Below are 19,030 nucleotides of genomic sequence, written 5' to 3'. Positions count from 1 at the left end.
TCTTCCCATGATCAACGTGACCAATCGTACCAATATTAACATGCGGTTTTGTTCGTTCAAACTTGCTCTTCGCCATTGCTATTAATCTCTTGTTTTATTCCCTATTTTTGTTAGCATCTAGGGACAGTTCTGCAAAAATAAGTCTGACCAGACTGTATATAGCCCAATCACCACAACTCTTAGACGGAAAATCCCACCCAATCTATAAATGGAATATTTTCCATCATACCTATTTGCCCAATCATCAACAACCATTTGGAGCGGGTAGCGGGAATCGAACCCGCATATTCAGCTTGGAAGGCTGCTGCTCTACCATTGAGCTATACCCGCATGACCCATGTACTAACTCTCCTTCGATGAATGGTGGAGGGGGTTGGATTCGAACCAACGTAGCATACGCAACGGATTTACAGTCCGCCCCCTTTAACCACTCGGGCACCCCTCCATTACACCGATAAAGTCGCGCAATGAGACATCACGACAACCATCTTGAACACCCATTCAATTCAATCTGATTGCGAAGTGGTTATGACGATTACTATTGTATCTGTCAACAGAATAAATACAATTCTGTACAAATTTCCTGCTCATAATTTTAAATTATAGATTTTTTCTCTCTATTTTTCTTATTAACACGCTATAAAGAAGCTATGAAAGAAAAAATATCACAAAATTCTCATTATGCTCGTTTACGTCGCCGATATCGCGACACAAAAGGCTCTCCTTCTCGATCTTTTACACACCCAAAGAAGAAAACTGCTTCTTTACAGCAAGGAATCATCCATCTTTATGGCATTCATTCTGTTCAGGCTGCTTTAGAAAACCCAAAAAGAATTTTAAAATGTCTTTATGTTACACAAAATGCCTTAAAACGATTAAATATATCCGAATCAGATTATCCTTGCTCTGTTACATTATGCACCCCCAAATATCTTGATTCGCTTGTTGGAAGTGAGGCTGTTCATCAAGGTATTGTTTTGGAAACTCTCCCCCTCAAACCATGCAAACTGTCGGAACTGACCAATACTGATCTGGTCATTGTCATGGATCAAATTACCGATCCACATAATGTTGGCGCTATTATGCGCTCTGCAGTTGCATTGAAAGCTAAAGCACTTATTACAACTTGCCGTCACTCTCCCCACGAAAGCGGTGTTCTTGCAAAAGCTGCATCAGGAGCTCTGGAGATGATTCATTATATTACCGTACGAAACCTCGCTGAAGCTCTTCAAGAACTTCATCAAACAGGTTTTACGAGCTTTGGTCTCGATTCAGAAGGTGACCAACCTCTAGAAACAGCATTAACAGGAAATAAAATTGCTCTTGTTTTAGGAGCAGAAGGTAAAGGCTTGCGTAAAAAAACACGTGAAACCGTTTGCGCTCTAGCACGCCTTGATATGCCAGGAAATATTAAATCATTAAATGTTTCAAACGCAGCAACAATAGCACTTTATGTAGCGCATAAATATCTTAGATTCTAATTTTTAATTTTTTTTGTGAAACATCAAAAAAACCAACCAACAAAAAACCCGCAAAAAAACCGCCAATATGAGCTTCCCATGCTATTGAGATACCGTTTTCTTCAAACAGAATGGAAGAAATACCTATGATAAAGTCAGCTATCAGCCACATACTCATATAAACAAGCACCCCCTTGGAACGTAGAGCTTTTTTGATGGACAATAAATGCCCCCCAAATTCTTTAACACCTAAATAGCGGCTGGGCAAACCGTAACGTACAATAGCACCCATCATTCCAGATACTGCACCTGATGCCCCAACAAGTGATATGGTACTTTCTTGATGAAATGTAAAATAAGTCAAAACAGAAATAACTGCCGTTAACACCCAAAAAATTAAAAAACGTAAAACACCAAAATGCCTTGCTAAAGGAGAGCCGAAAACCAAAAGCCAAACCATATTAAGAGCAACATGTTTAAAACTACTATGCATAAATGAATAACTCACCATGGTATAACAAAATGCTACAGGATCCCTCTTAAACAATGCTGGTATAAATGAAAAAAACTCAAGGCTTTCAACATAAACCTGATGAGAAAAAAAATACTGAGAAATGCAATAAAGACAAAAACAAAATGCTATTAACACAACTATAATAAATGGAACATTCAATAAAGGTTCTTTAGGTTGTTTCGGCAATCGGGAAACATCATTATGCTGGTGACTAGAAACTTTCATTGTATAAAATCTCGTATTTTTCAGAAAATGGGTTATTCTTTATACAAAATAAATACACCACTCCCAGTGATGCAGAATCCTTTTAACGCCTCTTCGAAGCCCCTTTTTAAATTTTCAATAGCTCTATATGAAAACACCTGTATTTTATACAAAAGATTAAAAAAAGCATGGATATCAAGAATATGATTTACAAACTTAGTGGTATCCTGCTTACTTAAATGCGAAGTTATTATACAATATACAATAACTTACGAATAGATAAACTCACTTATGAGTGTGGTATATAATAAAAATACATAAACATTGTTTTCTTACTAGAAATATATTGATCATTGCATTTTTTAATCAAGCTATACTTCGACTGATAAACTTTAAATAATCTTAAATCTCAATTTTTCCATTAATATGGCTTGCATTGCTTCTACTCTTTGAATGAAAAACAACATCTCTATGAGAAAAAAACGACCAACACAGCGTTCTCTAAATATACTAATTGATGTTTCATAATGAATTACTTACTTAATAGTCTGTTTTCCTCATAAATGCAAAAGCGTCAGTTCATCTCTTTAACAAATATAAACAAGCCTTTCATTTCAACCTTTAACAGATATAATGCAAGAACTGTCTCCTATGAAACACTGAAAAAATATGTTTATTCTAATGATGCATCTTTGAATTTAAACAATTCATGACAGAAATTTTTATTCCTTTCTTAGACGGTCTTATCTACGCATCCGCCACTTATAACGCGCAAGAGAATAGTTCGGATTAATTCAATATAAAAAAAATTTAAATGAGGCAATCATAGGAATTTTAACCTCCTATTAAGTTGCAAAATAACAAAAACCATTATAAATCAATGTATTATAAATAGATAACACACTAATCATTGAAGAGGAAGATCTTGAGAATTCTGCTTGCAATCCTTTAACCACACATCATAAATAGGATGCTCAACAGCATTCAACCCAGGACTATCTGCAAACATCCATCCTGTAAAAATACGTCGTATTTTTTTATCTAATGTCACTTCATTGACTTCGACAAAACCAGTTGTACGCGTTGGCTCATCTTTAGAGCTCGTATAACACGCACGTGGAGTTACCTGTAATGCGCCGTACTGATAAATTTTACCAAGAGTAACTTCAAAACGTGTGGTCCGTCCCGTGATTTTGTCAAGACCTGCAAAAACAGCAATTCCATTGCTAATACGCTCAGCCCGCACCCCATTATTTAAGGATAAAAACACTAAAATTCCCATAAAAAAAATATATATAAAATGCCTCACCCCTAACAATAAAAAAAATCTCATCATATCAAAATCAATCGCACCTTAAAAAATAATTCTTTTCATAACATAGAGTCAAATAAGACAAAAATACACACGTACATTAAAATATTTTATTTTTTAGGTGACCACGCATCATAATCTTCATGCACACAAGAACGCTCTCCACTGGAGGTGATAGCCCCCTTTGGTCGATAGCCCTCACTTGTTCCTGTCATATTTGCAACATGAGGCTTTTCCCATTCATAAGGATGATAATCCTCCTGTGTTGGTGGACACTCACAGCGATGATGAATCCAACCGTGCCAACCTGGTGGAATAGTAGAGGCCTCAGAATAGTCTTTATAGATAACCCAACGGTGCGGATAACCATCCTTATGAAGTCCTCCTTCATAATATATATTTCCAAATTGATCTTCCCCTATCCGCTTACCTTTGCGCCATGTAAAAAAACGCGTACCAATGGTATTGCCATTCCACCATGTGAAGATTTGCTTTAAAAAACGAGCCATCTGCTATTCCATTCATTTAGTGCGCTCATGAAATTAATCGTTGGAATAAAATTATTAACGATTGAAATTATCGAAAAAGTTACTCGTAAATTCAACTACAATTCCAATTGATAGGTTAACGTGCTATCCTTTAATTTCGAGAAGATATCATATGTATGGCTTCTGCTCCACCCCATAAAATTTAATCTATGCCAAGTTTAATCTTAACCAATTCATTAACAGCTTGGGGATTTGCCTTACCACCTGTTGCTTTCATTACCTGTCCAACAAACCAACCAGCTAAAGCAGGTTTGTGCTTTGCTTGCGCAACTTTATCAGAATTATTGGCAACGATCTCATCAACAGCTCTTTCAATAGCCTTTGTATCCGTCACCTGCTTCATATTTCGCTCTTCTACAATTTGGCGTGCATCTCCCCCTTCATTCCAAATAATCTCAAAAAGATCTTTGGCAATTTTTCCAGAAATAACTCCTTCTTTTATGAGATCAATAATGCTTCCCAATTGATTTGGCGATACTGGTGACTCTTCAATCTCACGATTATCTTTATTTAAAGCCCCTAAAAGGTCATTAATCACCCAATTGGCAACTATTTTTCCATCACGCCCACGTGCTACTTCTTCAAAATAATCAGCAATAGCCTTTTCTGTCACAAGAATGGAAGCATCATACACTGTCAATCCCATTTCCTTAACAAAACGTGCTTTTATAGCGTCAGGCAATTCTGGTAAGTCTGCTGCCAAAGCATCCACAAATGCTTGATCAAATTCTAATGGTAAAAGATCAGGATCAGGAAAATAACGATAGTCATGCGCTTCTTCCTTTGAGCGCATAGAGCGCGTTTCACCTTTAGCGGCATCAAAAAGTCGAGTCTCTTGATCTATAACGCCTCCATCTTCTAAAATTGCAATCTGACGACGCGCTTCATATTCAATTGCTTGACCAATAAAGCGAATAGAATTAACGTTTTTAATTTCACAGCGCGTTCCAAAATCTTCACCAGGACGACGAACAGATACATTGACATCTGCACGCATAGAACCTTCATCCATATTGCCATCGCAAGTGCCCAAATAACGAACAATCGTACGCAATTTTGTCATATAGGCTTTGGCTTCATCTGATGAGCGCATATCAGGTTTGGAAACAATTTCCATAAGAGCAACACCAGAACGATTAAGATCTACAAAAGACATCGTTGGATGTTGATCGTGCATCGATTTTCCAGCATCCTGTTCAAGATGCAACCTCTCAATTCCCACTTCAATATCCTCAAATTGGCCATTCGAATCTGGACCAACAGATATGATAATCTTTCCCTCTCCCACAATGGGATAGCGAAATTGAGAAATCTGATACCCTTGCGGTAAATCTGGATAAAAATAATTTTTGCGATCAAAAACAGATTTTAAATTAATATGCGCCTTTAATCCTAACCCCGTTCGAACCGCTTGACGAACACATTCTTGATTAAGAACAGGCAACATACCTGGCATGGCTGCATCAATAAGCGATACATGATTGTTCGGCTCTGCACCAAATTTGGTTGATGCTCCTGAAAAAAGTTTCGAATTTGATATGATTTGCGCATGAACTTCCATGCCAATGATGACTTCCCAATCACCTGTAACTCCAGAAATAAAACGCTTAGAATCAGGAGTACGCGTATCAATGATGCTCATTGCCAATCCACTACCAATATTTAAAATATACTCATGTATTTAAAATATACTCATGGCTTATTTAAAACCATTCTCTCTGGGCAACCCCAGGATATAAATCTTACAACAAGTCCGATTCTATCGGACTTGTTTTACTTGCGTGAATATTAAGCTTTTTTAGGAGCTTTTTTCTTAGCTGATGTTTTCTCTGCGGACTTTTCCTTCACTGCAGATTTTTTCTTTGCCGGCTTTTCTTCAATGTCCTCTGATTCGTCATATTCTTTCATCAATTCCTCAACTGTCACTTCTTTATCTGTCACTTTTATCTGTGCTAACAAATAATCAATGACCTTTTCTTCAAAAATCGGAGCACGCAGATTTTCAACAGCTTCTGGCGTCTTACGAAAAAAATCCATAATCTCTTTCTCTTGTCCAGGATACTGGCGAACCTGATCAAAAACAGCTGCCTTTAGCTCATCCTCACTAACTTTAACACCAACCTTTACTCCAATTTCAGAAAGCACTAAACCAAGACGAACACGACGTTGTGCAAGAACACGATATTCCTCCCGTGCCTTTTCTTCTGTAACACCTTCATCTTCAAAACTGCGCCCAGCCTTTTTCAAATCATCATTAACCTGAGCCCATATATTGTTAAACTCAACTTCTAAAAGTTCTTCAGGAATCTCAAAATTATAATCAGCATCTAAAGCATCAAGAATTTGACGCTTAACTTTTTGACGCGTCACTGAACCATATTGGTTTTCAATCTGACCACGAACGACCTCACGTAAGCGATCTATAGACTCTAAACCAACTTTTTGTGCCGCTTCATCATCAATTTTTAATTCATCTGGTTTAAAGACAGCTTTGACAGTAATGTCAAACTCTGCTTCCCGTCCCGCCAAATGTGCCGCACTGTAATTATCAGGAAATTTAACAAAAATCGTTTTTACATCCCCAGCTTTCACACCAACCAATTGCTCTTCAAAACCAGGAATAAATTGTTTTGACCCAAGAATCAGTTGTGCATCACTATCTTCCCCACCTTCAAATGGAACGCCTTCAAGCTTACCTTGATAATCTATGGTAATACGATCACCTTCTTCAGAACTCCCCTCTTTTAGGGAATAATTACGCGTAGAAGAAAGGACGCGATTGACTTGATCATCAATATCCTGTTCAGGGACAGTTGCAATTTCACGGATAACTTCAATATGTTCAAAATCCTTAATTTCAATTTTCGGTAAAACTTCATACTTTAAACTAAAAGTAAAATCGGCTTTGCCATCTAGAATTTTTTCATCTTCATCTATGTCAATTTTTGGCTGCATCGCTGCACGTTCATTGCGGTCCGCTAAAATAGAACGTGGCGCATCACTGAGTATCTCATTGAGAATCTCCGCCATAAAAGATTTACCATACATTTTTCGTAAATGCCCACTAGGCACTTTACCAGGACGAAAACCATTAAGCTTAATCTTACCCTTGGTATCATCTAACCGTTCATTCAACTTTTCTTCTAAATCTTTTGCTGGAACCACGATCTTAATTTCGCGCTTCAGTCCTTCATTAAGCGTCTCGGTAACCTGCATTAAACACCTTCATTTTTCTAAGGAGAGGGACGTGCCCACTCTAATAATCATTACATTCTAACACGTTGAGTGTTACATCACCATGAAGCGGAATTCCAGACACGTAGAAATCCGTAGCACTTAAAGGATTGCTTTGGTGCGGATGGAGGGACTCGAACCCCCACGGTCTCCCGCCAGAACCTAAATCTGGTGCGTCTACCAATTTCGCCACATCCGCCAAACTGACAAGCTAATAACCTTATACAAACGGCGCTTCTATACCATTAATTAGAGAAAAAAAGCAAACAAATATATTAAAAAAACGAATATACATTATTCTCATAAATAACAAAAACAAAATCTATGCTTTTCATATACGGCTGCTTACGCTAAAAATCGAGTATGCTAAAGACATTTGATACTCCAATCCATATCATCGGTGGCGGTCTTGCAGGATGTGAAGCAAGCTGGCAAATCGCTCAGTCAGGAATTCCTGTTATTTTGCATGAAATGCGACCCCAGAAAAAATCAGATGCCCATAAAACGGATAAATTGGCAGAACTGGTTTGTTCAAATTCATTTCGTTGCGATGATTCATCAACAAATGCCGTAGGACTTCTCCATGCTGAAATGCGATTAGCAAAATCGTTGATTATGAAAGCTGCTGATGCCAATAAAGTCCCCGCAGGGAGTGCCCTTGCTGTTGACCGTGATGGATTTTCAAAAACCGTTACAGCAGCACTCGAAAACCACCTTCTTATAACGATTAAACGTGAAGAAGTTCAAAAAATTCCTAAAGCTTGGAAACATGTTATCATCGCAACGGGTCCCCTTACCTCATCTGCACTTGCTCGAGAATTGCAAGCAATAACTGGAACAGAATCACTCTCTTTTTTTGATGCTATTGCACCTATTATCCATACCGATAGTATTGATACGAATATTTGTTGGTATCAGTCGCGCTATGATAAGATTGGCCCAGAGGGAACAGGAAAAGATTACCTTAATTGTCCCTTAAATAAAGAACAGTATGAAACATTCGTTCAAGCGTTAAAAAATGCAGATAAAACAGAGTTTCGTGACTTTGAAAAAACGCCCTATTTTGATGGATGCCTACCAATTGAAATTATGGCTGAGCGCGGACTTGAAACGTTAAGACATGGTCCTATGAAACCTATGGGCTTAACTAATGCCCATAATCCTACAGTTAAACCCTATGCTGTCGTTCAATTACGCCAAGACAATAAACTTGGAACGCTTTATAATATGGTCGGCTTTCAGACAAAACTGAAATATGGTGAACAAATTCGCATTTTTAGAATGATTCCCGGTCTTGAAAAAGCAGAGTTTGCGCGTCTTGGTGGTCTTCACCGCAATACCTACCTCAACTCGCCAATCATTCTTGATCAAACCCTTCGTTTAAAACAAACAAAACAACTACGCTTTGCAGGGCAAATTACCGGATGTGAAGGTTATGTAGAATCAGCGGCAATAGGGCTTCTTGCTGGACGTTTTGCTGCTGCCGAATATCATCATATTTCTCCTTGCCTACCCCCACAAACTACAGCATTCGGAGCCCTTTTGAATCATATTACGGGGGGACACATCATAGATGAAAAAGCAGAAACACAGTCTTTTCAGCCAATGAATATCAATTTCGGACTTTTTCCCCCTATTGCTTCTATTAAACATTCAGGGAAACGTTTACCAAGTAAAGAAAAAAAATTAGTAAAAAAACAAGCCATAACAGCGAGAGCCCTCAATGATTGTACTCAGTGGTTAGCAGATAAAGAATCAAAGAGCTCCTGTTTATAAAAAACATACGATTCGCCTCTCACCTACTGAATAGATCTTTATGACTCTCGTGAAAAAATCATCCTAAAGCCTTTTAAAGACAGCCTCCCCCAATCAATAAATACTACCCTACGTTTCATCATTTATTCAATTGTGTAGGTGCTGCGAAAATAACTATTCGCTATAAAAAAACTTTTACTGCTATCAACAATTTAATATGATTTAATGACTAAAAACAAAATAAGCATATAAATATATTATGAATAATCAAAAAAATAGATGAAAAATACACACATAATACTGTACTATCTTTATTAATAGTTTTTATATTACGTAATGTATATTATTTTATAAGAGTAATTTTTCTGTTTTTTAACTTCCTCCCTCAAAATTTGTGATATTCTCTTATTTTAACTCTTGTGTGATGAAGAAAAAACGCTCTCCTGCATATCACAAGTAAAATAAAGATATGGTACAAATATTTGCAGATAGAGCTGGAGCTATCTCTCCCCTCTCAAATGCCAAGAAAAATCACAATATTGAAAGCGAAATCTGAATATCATAAGATTCTTTCATTTCAGACTCTCTAATAAATCAATAAAAATTATCCTCTTGGTGCGTCACAAGAAAGGTTGGCGTATAAGTAAAAGAATAAAACTATCGCTTACGCACGCGTCTCAGATATCGGAGAGCTAGTCACAATATTATAGGAACTGAGAAAAATAGATAATATGGTGGCACCAACATGCGCTTTTGTTAAGCGTAAATGGTAGTATATAATAACTTTTATAAACTTTACAGAGTTTTTTGCCTCATACTATTTACGGATCTTGTTTTGAAATAAATACCGTAACATTTCAGCGTAATAAAAGTTAATATTACATTTTATAAGCCATACCCGCGCTCAATTAATATAGTGCAATATTTTATGAAAAGACTAAAAACAATATATTTCCAGCAATACATGAAAATAAAAAGTATCGCAAAGATCTCAAAGTGTTATGTGAAAACGAGCATAACACATGTGTTAAAAAAACCCGATTTATTTATAAGCGGGTTTTTTTAATGTAGCTTAAATTATTTTTTATTAACTGCTTCTTTAAGGCTTTTTCCTGCAGAAAATTTTGGTACAGAACGTGCTGGAATATCGATTTCAGCACCAGTTGAAGGATTACGCCCCTTTGTTGCAGCACGATGAGAAACTTCAAAAGAGCCAAAACCTGGAAGACGAACATCTCCCCCTGAAGCCAAAGCTTCAGTTATAGAAGCCATAAAAGCATCAACAACAGCACCAGCTTGCGCTTTTGAAACACCTGCCTTTTCAGCAACGGAGCTAACCAATTCACTTTTATTCATAAAATATTTCCTTTCCCTATATTACCTGACAACATGACTTAATCATGTTATTGGTCAGTTTATTGAAAAGTACAGCAAACAGAAGTCTTATTTTTATCCAAAACATTGTTTTTTTAGCAATAATCACAGTTATTCACGGAATTTTTCACTTTTCCCAACAAAAAACAGAATAATAACCTCAAAAACGCCTTCTGCCACCTAAAAAATGCCGTTATAAAGCCGTTATAAATGAGATAAGTGAATCAGTGTGCAATCTGTATTCCTTCACTATCACTGCTCTCTGACCGGATTGGAACAGCCCCTGTAGAGGGTTCTTCCCATTCAATAGTATCTGGAAAACGAACCAAAGCGTGTTTCAAAACTTCACTCACATGATTTACCGGAATAATTTCCATATTATTTTTGACATCATCAGGAATATCAACCAAATCTTTTGCGTTTTCTTCAGGAATAAGTACTTTTTTTATCCCTCCTCGAAGAGCTGCTAAGAGTTTTTCTTTTAATCCACCAATGGGTAAAACGCGTCCACGTAAAGTAATTTCACCAGTCATTGCAATATCTTTATGCACAGCTACTCCTGTAAGGACCGAAACAATTGCTGTCACCATTGCAATCCCAGCAGAGGGGCCATCTTTTGGTGTCGCCCCTTCTGGAACATGAACATGGATATCGCGTTTTTCAAAAAGTGGAGGTTCAATACCAAAATCAACAGCACGAGAACGTACATAAGATGCTGCCGCTGAAATGGACTCTTTCATAATATCACGTAAATTTCCAGTTACAGTCATCTTACCTTTGCCGGGCATCATAACTCCTTCAATGGTCAATAACTCTCCGCCAACTTCTGTCCACGCAAGGCCTGTTACAACACCAATTTGATTTTCGCCTTCAATCTGATTGTAATGATAACGTTTAACACCCAAGAAATCATGAATATTACTTTCTGTAACTTTTACAGATTTTTGATGCGTTTTGAGAATTTTTGTAACGGATTTGCGGGAAATTTTCATGAGTTCACGTTCAAGGTTACGAACGCCTGCCTCACGTGTGTAAAACTGAATAATTGACCTTAGTGCTCCATCAGAAATACTGAGTTCTTTTTTAGACAAACAGTGATCTTTTAGTGCTTTTGGTAAAAGATGCTGTTTAACAATTTCCATTTTCTCACATTCCGTATAACCAGCAATACGAATAATTTCCATACGATCCATTAACGGACCTGGAATATTAAGCGTATTGGCAGTTGTGATAAACATCACATCAGAAAGATCATATTCAACTTCCAAATAGTGATCAATGAATGTACTATTTTGTTCAGGATCAAGAACTTCTAATAAAGCGGATGAAGGATCGCCACGGAAATCTTGTCCCATTTTATCAATTTCATCAAGCAAGAAAAGCGGATTAGATTTTTTTGCTTTTTTCATAGACTGGATAATTTTTCCAGGCATCGAGCCAATATATGTTCGGCGATGTCCACGAATTTCTGCTTCATCTCGGACACCTCCCAATGAGATACGAACATACTCACGCCCCGTTGCCTTTGCAATAGAGCGCGCTAATGATGTTTTCCCTACACCAGGAGGACCTAACAAACAAATAATGGGACCTTTTATCTTTGACGCGCGACTTTGTACGGCCAAATATTCAATAATTCGCTCCTTAACTTTTTCAAGACCAAAATGTTCATTATTCATGACCTTTTCAGCAAAATCTAAGTTGTTTTTAATCTTAGATTTTTTACCCCAAGGCATTGCTAATAACCAATCAAGATAGTTACGTACAACTGTCGCTTCTGCAGACATAGGAGACATATTCCGCAATTTCCTCAATTCTGCTCCAGCTTTTTCCTGTGCTTCCTTGGATAGTTTTGTATTCTTGATACGTTCCTCTAATTCAGAGAGTTCATCTCGGCTATCATCACTTGCTCCTAACTCTTTTTGAATAGCCTTCATCTGCTCATTGAGATAATATTCTCGTTGGTTTTTTTCCATTTGCCGTTTAACATGCGAACGAATACGTTTTTCAACCTGCAAAACAGAAATTTCTCCTTCCATGAAGGACAGAACACGTTCAAGACGGGCCCGTACAGGTAAGAGCTCTAATATTTCCTGTTTTTCAGCAAGTTTAATCATCAAATGAGAAGCAATCGTATCGGCAAGCTTAGAAGGATTATCAAGCTGGCCAATCGCATTCACAACTTCAGGAGAGATTTTTTTATTAAGCTTTACATAGTTTTCAAAATAAGCAATCACTGACCTTGAAAGAGCTTCAATCTCAACATCACTCTCTCTAGGTTCTTCTGTAACAGTTGCAAAAGCCTGATGATAACCTTCACTTAAAGCAAATTGACTAATTTTTGCACGTGCAGTTCCTTCAACCAAAACCTTTACAGTACCATCAGGAAGCTTTAAAAGTTGAAGAATATTAGCAAATGTACCAATATGATAAATATCCTCTGATTTTGGATCATCATCAGAAGCATTTTTTTGTGTCACCAATAGTATTTGCTTGTCAACCGCCATCGTTTCTTCAAGAGCACGAATTGATTTTTCGCGGCCCACAAAAAGTGGAACAATCATATGGGGGAAGACAACAATATCACGAAGAGGTAAAACAGCATAAACCCCATCTCTTACTTCATCTGTCTTTTCATCAATATATTGCATAATTCTCCTTTCTGGAGCCTATGAGCTATCTACAACAACCAGCCCACCTTTAGAAAACCTCAGCTCTTCACTGTACATGAAGTGGTCATTACTCATACATAAATCAAGCATTATAATGATATTATTAGAAATACCCATCAAATACCCTTCATTACCACCTTTTACATTGTGCATCGCACAATGTCATGCTGATACATTTTCTTTATCTTCTGCACGTTCTGAGTAAATATAAAGAGGACGCGCTTTCCCATCAACGACATCACTCGAAATAACCACTTTTTGAACGCCTTCAAGAGCCGGTAATTCAAACATCGTCTCAAGAAGGATCTTCTCCATAATAGAACGTAAACCGCGTGCGCCAGTTTTACGTTCAATTGCTTTCTTCGCAATAACACGCAAAGCATCTTCATGAAATGCTAACTCAACATTTTCCATTTCAAAAAGACGCTGATATTGCTTTACTAACGCATTTTTAGGTTGTGATAAAATTTGCACGAGAGCGTTAACGTCTAAATCCTCTAAGGTAGCCACTATAGGAAGACGCCCAATAAATTCTGGTATTAAACCAAATTTTATAAGATCTTCAGGCTCTAAATCACGAAAAATTTCACCAACACAACGCTCATCAGGAGCCTTAACGGTCGCAGAAAAACCAATAGAAGTTTTTTCACCACGCCCTGAAATAATCCGTTCTAAACCTGCAAAAGCCCCCCCACAAATGAATAAGATGTTTGTGGTGTCAACCTGAAGAAACTCTTGTTGCGGGTGCTTACGTCCACCTTGAGGAGGAACAGAAGCAATCGTTCCTTCCATAATTTTTAATAACGCTTGCTGAACTCCTTCCCCAGAAACATCTCTTGTAATAGAAGGATTATCTGCTTTACGAGAAATCTTATCAACCTCATCAATATAAACAATACCACGCTGCGCACGTTCAACATTATAATCCGCGGCTTGAAGAAGCTTTAAAATAATGTTTTCAACATCTTCTCCCACATAGCCTGCTTCAGTCAAAGTGGTTGCATCCGCCATCGTAAAAGGTACATCAATAATACGTGCTAATGTTTGTGCAAGATATGTTTTACCACATCCCGTTGGACCAACAAGAAGAATATTTGATTTCGCCAACTCAACATCATTGCTTTTAGACTGATGCGCCAACCGTTTATAATGATTATGAACAGCAACAGAAAGAACACGTTTTGCATGCTGCTGACCAATAACATAATCATCAAGAACTGTTATAATTTCCTGTGGCGTAGGAACACCATCACGCACCTTGACCCCTGAAGACTTATTTTCTTCCCGAATAATATCCGTGCAAAGCTCTACACATTCATCACAGATAAATACAGTAGGCCCCGCAATGAGCTTACGCACCTCATGCTGACTCTTGCCGCAGAACGAGCAATAGAGAGTATTTTTCGATTCGTTCCCGCTATTGCTAATTTTGCTCATTTTTCTTTCCTTTCACCACGATATATGAATACTTTGCCTTTTCAAAGGAAGCTTTTCATCATGAAAATCAAAAGACATATAGAAAACCATGCATGTCTCAATATTTTTAGGTGTTTCTTTTATTTTGCAATATTTTTATAAAACTCTTTGATTTAAAGTAGCTGTTTTTTCTATAAAAATTCTTAATCTTTTTCTTCTTTTTCAGTTTCTGCACGATATTGTATAACATCATCAACTAAGCCAAACGCTCTGGCTTCTTCTGCTGTCATAAAATGATCGCGATCGAGAGTTCTCTCTATAACCTCATAATCCTGACCCGTATGTTGGACATAAATTTCATTTAAACGCCGTTTCATCTTTATAATATCTTGCGCATGTCGCTCAATATCTGAAGCTTGACCTTGAAAACCTCCAGATGGTTGATGCACCATAATACGTGCGTTTGGCAATGTAAAACGATGACCTTTTGCTCCAGCTGTTAACAATAAAGACCCCATAGATGCCGCTTGCCCCATGCAAAGCGTAGAAACAGGAGGACGAATAAACTGCATAGTATCATAAATAGCCATACCAGATGTTACAACACCACCTGGAGAATTAATATAAAGACTAATTTCTTTTTTAGGATTTTCCGCTTCCAAGAAAAGCAATTGTGCACAAACAAGCATTGCCATACCATCTTCAACAGGACCATTAATAAAAATAATCCGCTCTTTTAAAAGACGGGAAAAAATATCATAGGCCCGTTCACCACGATTGGTTTGTTCAATAACCATAGGAACAAGACTTAATGCTGTTTTCATTGGATCACTCATATTTTTACTTTCCGTTCATATAACAACCGCTCTTTACACATTCAATGTTTTTATCCATATGTTAACATTACTCTCTTGTGCAAGCTACAATCAAGAGCTGTTTAAGATAGATTAAAATCCTAATCATTAAAATAGCAATAATAACTCTACCTAAACAAATGATGAACATCCGGAATGCGAGATACCGCCCAATGGTAAAAACTTCCTTCCTGAGGTTTTTGCGTGGTCTTTGTCTTTCTGTGAATATAAAAGCCTATCAAGCGTGAATCTGTAAGCGGCTTGACGCCAAAAGCTGGTTCAAAAATACGTTCAGTCTTTCGCCCAGTCCAATAATAAAAAGTTTTCTTTTCCTTTGCTTCATGAAAAAAACCATATTGTTTTGCTAATCGTGAAATACCATCATTGCCAAATATTGTAACGCCAAGATTTCCCGGTAAAATCGGCATTTTTTCCTCTTTAACCAGAACGGTCTCCAAACACGACGCTTAAACCCAAGCCAATGAGGAATAATTTCTGTGCCTGCCCAATAATCCTCAAATATTTTTATAATAGGGTTATTGGGTGGAAAATAAAGTGCCGAAACGCCTACTCTGGTATTATTTTCTCTTGCCAACCAAACCTTATCCGCATCTGGATAAAATTGTTTAACAAGGTAAACATCTGTATCTAACCAAACACCTTGTTGATATTTCATCAGCATAACACGAAAAAAATCCGAGAACTGAATAATTGTACATCCTAGTTTATTGTCAGAAAAATCGGGATCAAGGCGATAAATTGCTGAGCGTGGTAAAATTGATTCGGCTTCATGCAACTCAACACCAACAGGGAGATTATCTATTTTTTTATCATAACTAAAAAGCTTAACGCGCTGTCCAGTTTTAACCATTGAGGACAAACAAAGCCTATCCACAATCTTAATTGCCCACTATACCAAAAAGTACAAATATCCATATATATAATATATCAAAAATATTCTAAACTTACGCGAAAAAGTTGTTCAACATCACGAACACACTCAGCAAGAGAAAAAATCACTATTCTATCACCAGACAAAATACGCGTATCTGCCGAAAGCTGTATTATTGTCTTATTGCGATAAATTGCACCAATTCTCAAACCATCTGATAAATTGAGCTCTGATAATGACTTACCAACTAATGAAGATGTTTGCATCACTTCAGCTTCAATAATTTCTGCTCGTCCATTAAAAACTGAATGAACAGAACGAATACGCCCACGGCGCATTTGTTGCAAAATTCTCGATATTGTAACGCTATGGGGATTAAGATATGCATCCACACCAACAGCACGACTAAATTCTTGATAGGCAACATTATTAATCAATACCATATTGGCTTTGCAGCCCAATCTTTTAGCAATAATAGCGCTTAAGAGATTAACCTGATCTTGATTGGTCAATGTAATCATTAAATCAGACTGATCAATTCCCGCATCTTGAAGAATCACTGGATCTAACACGTTACCGTATAAAACTGTCGTTTTTTCAAGCTGATCAGCAATTGTGAGAGCTCTTTCTCTATGCGATTCTATAATCTTCAATTTTAATTTATGGAAACGCTTTTCAATAGCCTGTGCAACATAAAGGCCAATATGACCACCCCCTGCAATAATCATGCGGTGTGCATCTTGTTCTTTATGACCAAAAAGCCCAACAGCACGACGCATCTGTTCACGAGCAACAACAAGATAGGTTATATCACCAACGCGTAATTGCGTTTCTGAATGTGCAACCAATAATTCCGCGCCACGTTTAATAGCGGTAACCGTCGTATGAAGATCTGGAAAAAGCTCTGTTAATTGACGCAAAGGTGTATTAATAACTGGACAATCTTCCATGCATTCCAAGGCTAGTGCAACAATATCATCATTACAAAAATAAAGAACATCTATTGCACCAGGTAAAGCAATACGGCGCAAAACCATTTCCCCAACTTCAACTTCTGGCGAAATAACCACATCAATGGGAATATTCTCTCTGGAAAAAAGCGTCTTATAACGTGGTTCTAAATAAGATTGTGAGCGAATACGAGCAATTTTTGTGGGCACATTAAATAATGAATGTGCCACTTGGCAAGCTACCATATTGACTTCATCAAACAAAGTGACAGCAATCAACATATCTGCTTTGTCTGCATCTGCTGCCAAAAGAACTTCTGGCCGTGAGCCGTGACCAACAAAACCTCTCACATCCAATGTATCGCGAATCTTTTCAATTAATCTCGTTTCAATATCAATAACAGTAACATCGTGATTTTCAGCAGAAAGACGCTCTGCTATCCCATAACCAACCTGTCCTGCTCCACAAATAATAACACGCATCGCTTAAGAAACTCCAAGCGCTTTAAGTTTACGGTGCAAAGCTGAACGCTCCATGCCTATAAATTCAGCAGTACGTGATATATTTCCACCAAAACGCCCAATCTGCGCCACTAAATATCTCTTTTCAAACAATTCTCGAGCTTCACGTAACGGCAAATCCATAATACTTTCATCTGAATCCATTTGAAGGCGTGGCAAAGAATCACTTACTTCACTGGGAAGAAAGTCTGCTGTTATAGGACCATCACCATCCCGCACAAGAATAAGAAGACGCTCAATATTATTACGTAATTGCCGTACATTACCCGGCCAAGCGTGTGTTTGCAAAATAGCAATCACATCATCACTGATTGCACGTGGTTTAATCCCAACCTGCTGTGATATTGTTTTTACAAAATGATGGACAAGTTCTGGAATATCTTCACGACGTGCTGAAAGCGGCGGAACAACAATAGGAACAACGGAAAGACGGTGAAAAAGATCCTCCCTAAAGCGCCCATCAGAAATGAGGTTTTCAAGATTTTGCGCTGTCGAAGAAATGATACGGACATCCACCTTAACACGTTTTGTGCCGCCAATTCTCTCAAATGTTTGCCCCGTTAAAACCCGAAGAATCTTTCCTTGAGTCTCACGTGGCATATCAGCAACTTCATCAAGATATAAGATACCGCCATGAGCTTCCTCTAAGGCACCGATTTTACGCTCTCTTCCCTCCATTTCGCTGCCAAACAGCTCTATTTCCATTCTTTCGGGAGTAATCGTTGCTGCATTTATTGTAACAAATGGCCCATTTGAACGCGTTGAGAGCGCATGAATAGTTCGTGCAACAGTCTCTTTTCCTGCCCCTGAAGGACCTGTTATCATAATGCGACTATTGGTTGGTGCTACTTTTTCTATAATTTGACGCAAATTTTTTATAACTGTCGATTTTCCGAGCAACTCTAATGGCTCGTTCGAACGCTTGCGCAATTCTAAAAGCTCACGTTTTAAACTTGAATTTTCAAGTGTTCTTTCTGCAACCAATACAAGCCGATCAGCTTTAAAAGGTTTTTCAATGAAATCATATGCCCCTCGCTTTATAGCGGAAACAGCCGTCTCAATATTACCATGACCAGAGATCATAACGACCGGAAGAGCCGGATATTGTGTTTTAATTTCATCAAGCAGTGCTAAACCATCGAGACGACTACCCTGTAGCCAAATATCCAAAAAAATGAGCTTTGGAATACGCTCACTAATTTGAGCCAATGCTTCATCAGAGTTACAAGCAACACGCGTTTCATAACCTTCATCATCTAAAATACCAGCAACAAGCTCACGAATATCTGCTTCATCATCAACAATCAAGATATCTGATACCAT

The 19,030-nt window shown here is 37.7% G+C and carries 13 protein-coding genes, 3 tRNA genes and 2 pseudogenes; 2 read left to right on the top strand and 16 right to left on the bottom strand.

Going from position 1 to position 19,030, the window contains the following annotated elements:
- The 3 genes and pseudogenes from ACFIJJ_RS02355 to ACFIJJ_RS02345 all read right to left on the bottom strand — a co-directional run.
- Positions 1 to 76, bottom strand: a pseudogene (locus tag ACFIJJ_RS02355) (elongation factor Tu); the annotation flags it as partial.
- A 180-nt stretch (positions 77 to 256) separates the two neighbouring features.
- Positions 257 to 330 (bottom strand) — tRNA-Gly (locus ACFIJJ_RS02350).
- Between the two features lie 31 nt (positions 331 to 361).
- Positions 362 to 445 (bottom strand) — tRNA-Tyr (locus ACFIJJ_RS02345).
- Positions 446 to 650: 205 nt separating this feature from the next.
- Between ACFIJJ_RS02345 and ACFIJJ_RS02340 the strand changes: the two genes are divergently transcribed.
- On the top strand, positions 651 to 1,481 hold the full coding sequence (locus ACFIJJ_RS02340; RefSeq protein WP_375622141.1) for a TrmH family RNA methyltransferase: 831 nt from the start codon (positions 651 to 653) through the stop codon (positions 1,479 to 1,481).
- On the opposite strand, the gene ACFIJJ_RS02335 is transcribed toward ACFIJJ_RS02340, so the two are convergent.
- The 6 genes from ACFIJJ_RS02335 to ACFIJJ_RS02310 all read right to left on the bottom strand — a co-directional run bounded on the left by ACFIJJ_RS02335 (position 1,471) and on the right by ACFIJJ_RS02310 (position 7,471).
- Positions 1,471 to 2,199: a rhomboid family intramembrane serine protease gene (locus ACFIJJ_RS02335; RefSeq protein WP_375645799.1), complete on the bottom strand. Its 729-nt coding sequence runs from the start codon at positions 2,197 to 2,199 to the stop codon at positions 1,471 to 1,473. The genes ACFIJJ_RS02340 and ACFIJJ_RS02335 overlap by 11 nt on opposite strands.
- A gap of 886 nt (positions 2,200 to 3,085) precedes the next feature.
- Positions 3,086 to 3,511 carry a DUF2155 domain-containing protein gene (locus tag ACFIJJ_RS02330; protein WP_375622327.1) on the bottom strand — a complete coding sequence of 142 codons (426 nt, stop codon included), beginning with the start codon at positions 3,509 to 3,511 and terminating at the stop codon, positions 3,086 to 3,088.
- Between the two features lie 89 nt (positions 3,512 to 3,600).
- Positions 3,601 to 3,999, bottom strand: coding sequence for an NADH:ubiquinone oxidoreductase subunit NDUFA12 (locus tag ACFIJJ_RS02325; RefSeq protein WP_375622143.1), 399 nt, complete (start codon positions 3,997 to 3,999; stop codon positions 3,601 to 3,603).
- Between the two features lie 181 nt (positions 4,000 to 4,180).
- Positions 4,181 to 5,680 (bottom strand): Asp-tRNA(Asn)/Glu-tRNA(Gln) amidotransferase subunit GatB, encoded by a 1,500-nt coding sequence (gene gatB, locus ACFIJJ_RS02320; RefSeq protein WP_375622144.1) that lies wholly within the window; start codon positions 5,678 to 5,680, stop codon positions 4,181 to 4,183.
- Between the two features lie 146 nt (positions 5,681 to 5,826).
- The gene (tig, locus tag ACFIJJ_RS02315; RefSeq protein WP_375622145.1) at positions 5,827 to 7,254 is read right to left on the bottom strand and encodes a trigger factor; all 1,428 of its coding nucleotides are present in this window, start codon (positions 7,252 to 7,254) and stop codon (positions 5,827 to 5,829) included.
- Between the two features lie 134 nt (positions 7,255 to 7,388).
- Positions 7,389 to 7,471 (bottom strand) — tRNA-Leu (locus tag ACFIJJ_RS02310).
- Between the two features lie 164 nt (positions 7,472 to 7,635).
- On the opposite strand from ACFIJJ_RS02310, the gene trmFO reads away from it, so the two are divergent.
- On the top strand, positions 7,636 to 9,048 hold the full coding sequence (gene trmFO, locus ACFIJJ_RS02305) for a methylenetetrahydrofolate--tRNA-(uracil(54)-C(5))-methyltransferase (FADH(2)-oxidizing) TrmFO (protein ID WP_375622146.1): 1,413 nt from the start codon (positions 7,636 to 7,638) through the stop codon (positions 9,046 to 9,048).
- Between the two features lie 1,056 nt (positions 9,049 to 10,104).
- Here the strand turns inward: trmFO and ACFIJJ_RS02300 are convergent.
- The 7 genes and pseudogenes from ACFIJJ_RS02300 to ACFIJJ_RS02270 all read right to left on the bottom strand — a co-directional run bounded on the left by ACFIJJ_RS02300 (position 10,105) and on the right by ACFIJJ_RS02270 (position 19,030).
- Positions 10,105 to 10,383, bottom strand: coding sequence for an HU family DNA-binding protein (locus ACFIJJ_RS02300; RefSeq protein ID WP_120122030.1), 279 nt, complete (start codon positions 10,381 to 10,383; stop codon positions 10,105 to 10,107).
- 242 nt (positions 10,384 to 10,625) lie between these two features.
- Positions 10,626 to 13,052 (bottom strand): endopeptidase La, encoded by a 2,427-nt coding sequence (gene lon / locus ACFIJJ_RS02295; RefSeq protein ID WP_375622147.1) that lies wholly within the window; start codon positions 13,050 to 13,052, stop codon positions 10,626 to 10,628.
- A 183-nt stretch (positions 13,053 to 13,235) separates the two neighbouring features.
- Complete coding sequence (clpX, locus tag ACFIJJ_RS02290) at positions 13,236 to 14,510, bottom strand: ATP-dependent Clp protease ATP-binding subunit ClpX (RefSeq protein WP_375622148.1); 1,275 nt, start codon at positions 14,508 to 14,510, stop codon at positions 13,236 to 13,238.
- Positions 14,511 to 14,692: 182 nt separating this feature from the next.
- Positions 14,693 to 15,325 (bottom strand): ATP-dependent Clp endopeptidase proteolytic subunit ClpP, encoded by a 633-nt coding sequence (clpP, locus tag ACFIJJ_RS02285; RefSeq protein ID WP_375622149.1) that lies wholly within the window; start codon positions 15,323 to 15,325, stop codon positions 14,693 to 14,695.
- Between the two features lie 146 nt (positions 15,326 to 15,471).
- Positions 15,472 to 16,279 (bottom strand): annotated as a pseudogene (locus tag ACFIJJ_RS02280) (hypothetical protein).
- Positions 16,280 to 16,291: 12 nt separating this feature from the next.
- Positions 16,292 to 17,668, bottom strand: a complete 1,377-nt coding sequence (trkA, locus tag ACFIJJ_RS02275; protein ID WP_375645798.1) for a Trk system potassium transporter TrkA — start codon at positions 17,666 to 17,668, stop codon at positions 16,292 to 16,294.
- 3 nt (positions 17,669 to 17,671) lie between these two features.
- Positions 17,672 to 19,030, bottom strand: coding sequence for a sigma-54-dependent transcriptional regulator (locus tag ACFIJJ_RS02270; protein ID WP_375622152.1), 1,359 nt, complete (start codon positions 19,028 to 19,030; stop codon positions 17,672 to 17,674).

This window comes from Bartonella sp. TT29SHDZB, assembly GCF_042193395.1.
GTDB lineage: Bacteria > Pseudomonadota > Alphaproteobacteria > Rhizobiales > Rhizobiaceae > Bartonella.
The sequence above is the reverse complement of the archived record's forward strand: the minus strand, read 5'-3'. Positions and strand labels throughout refer to the sequence as shown.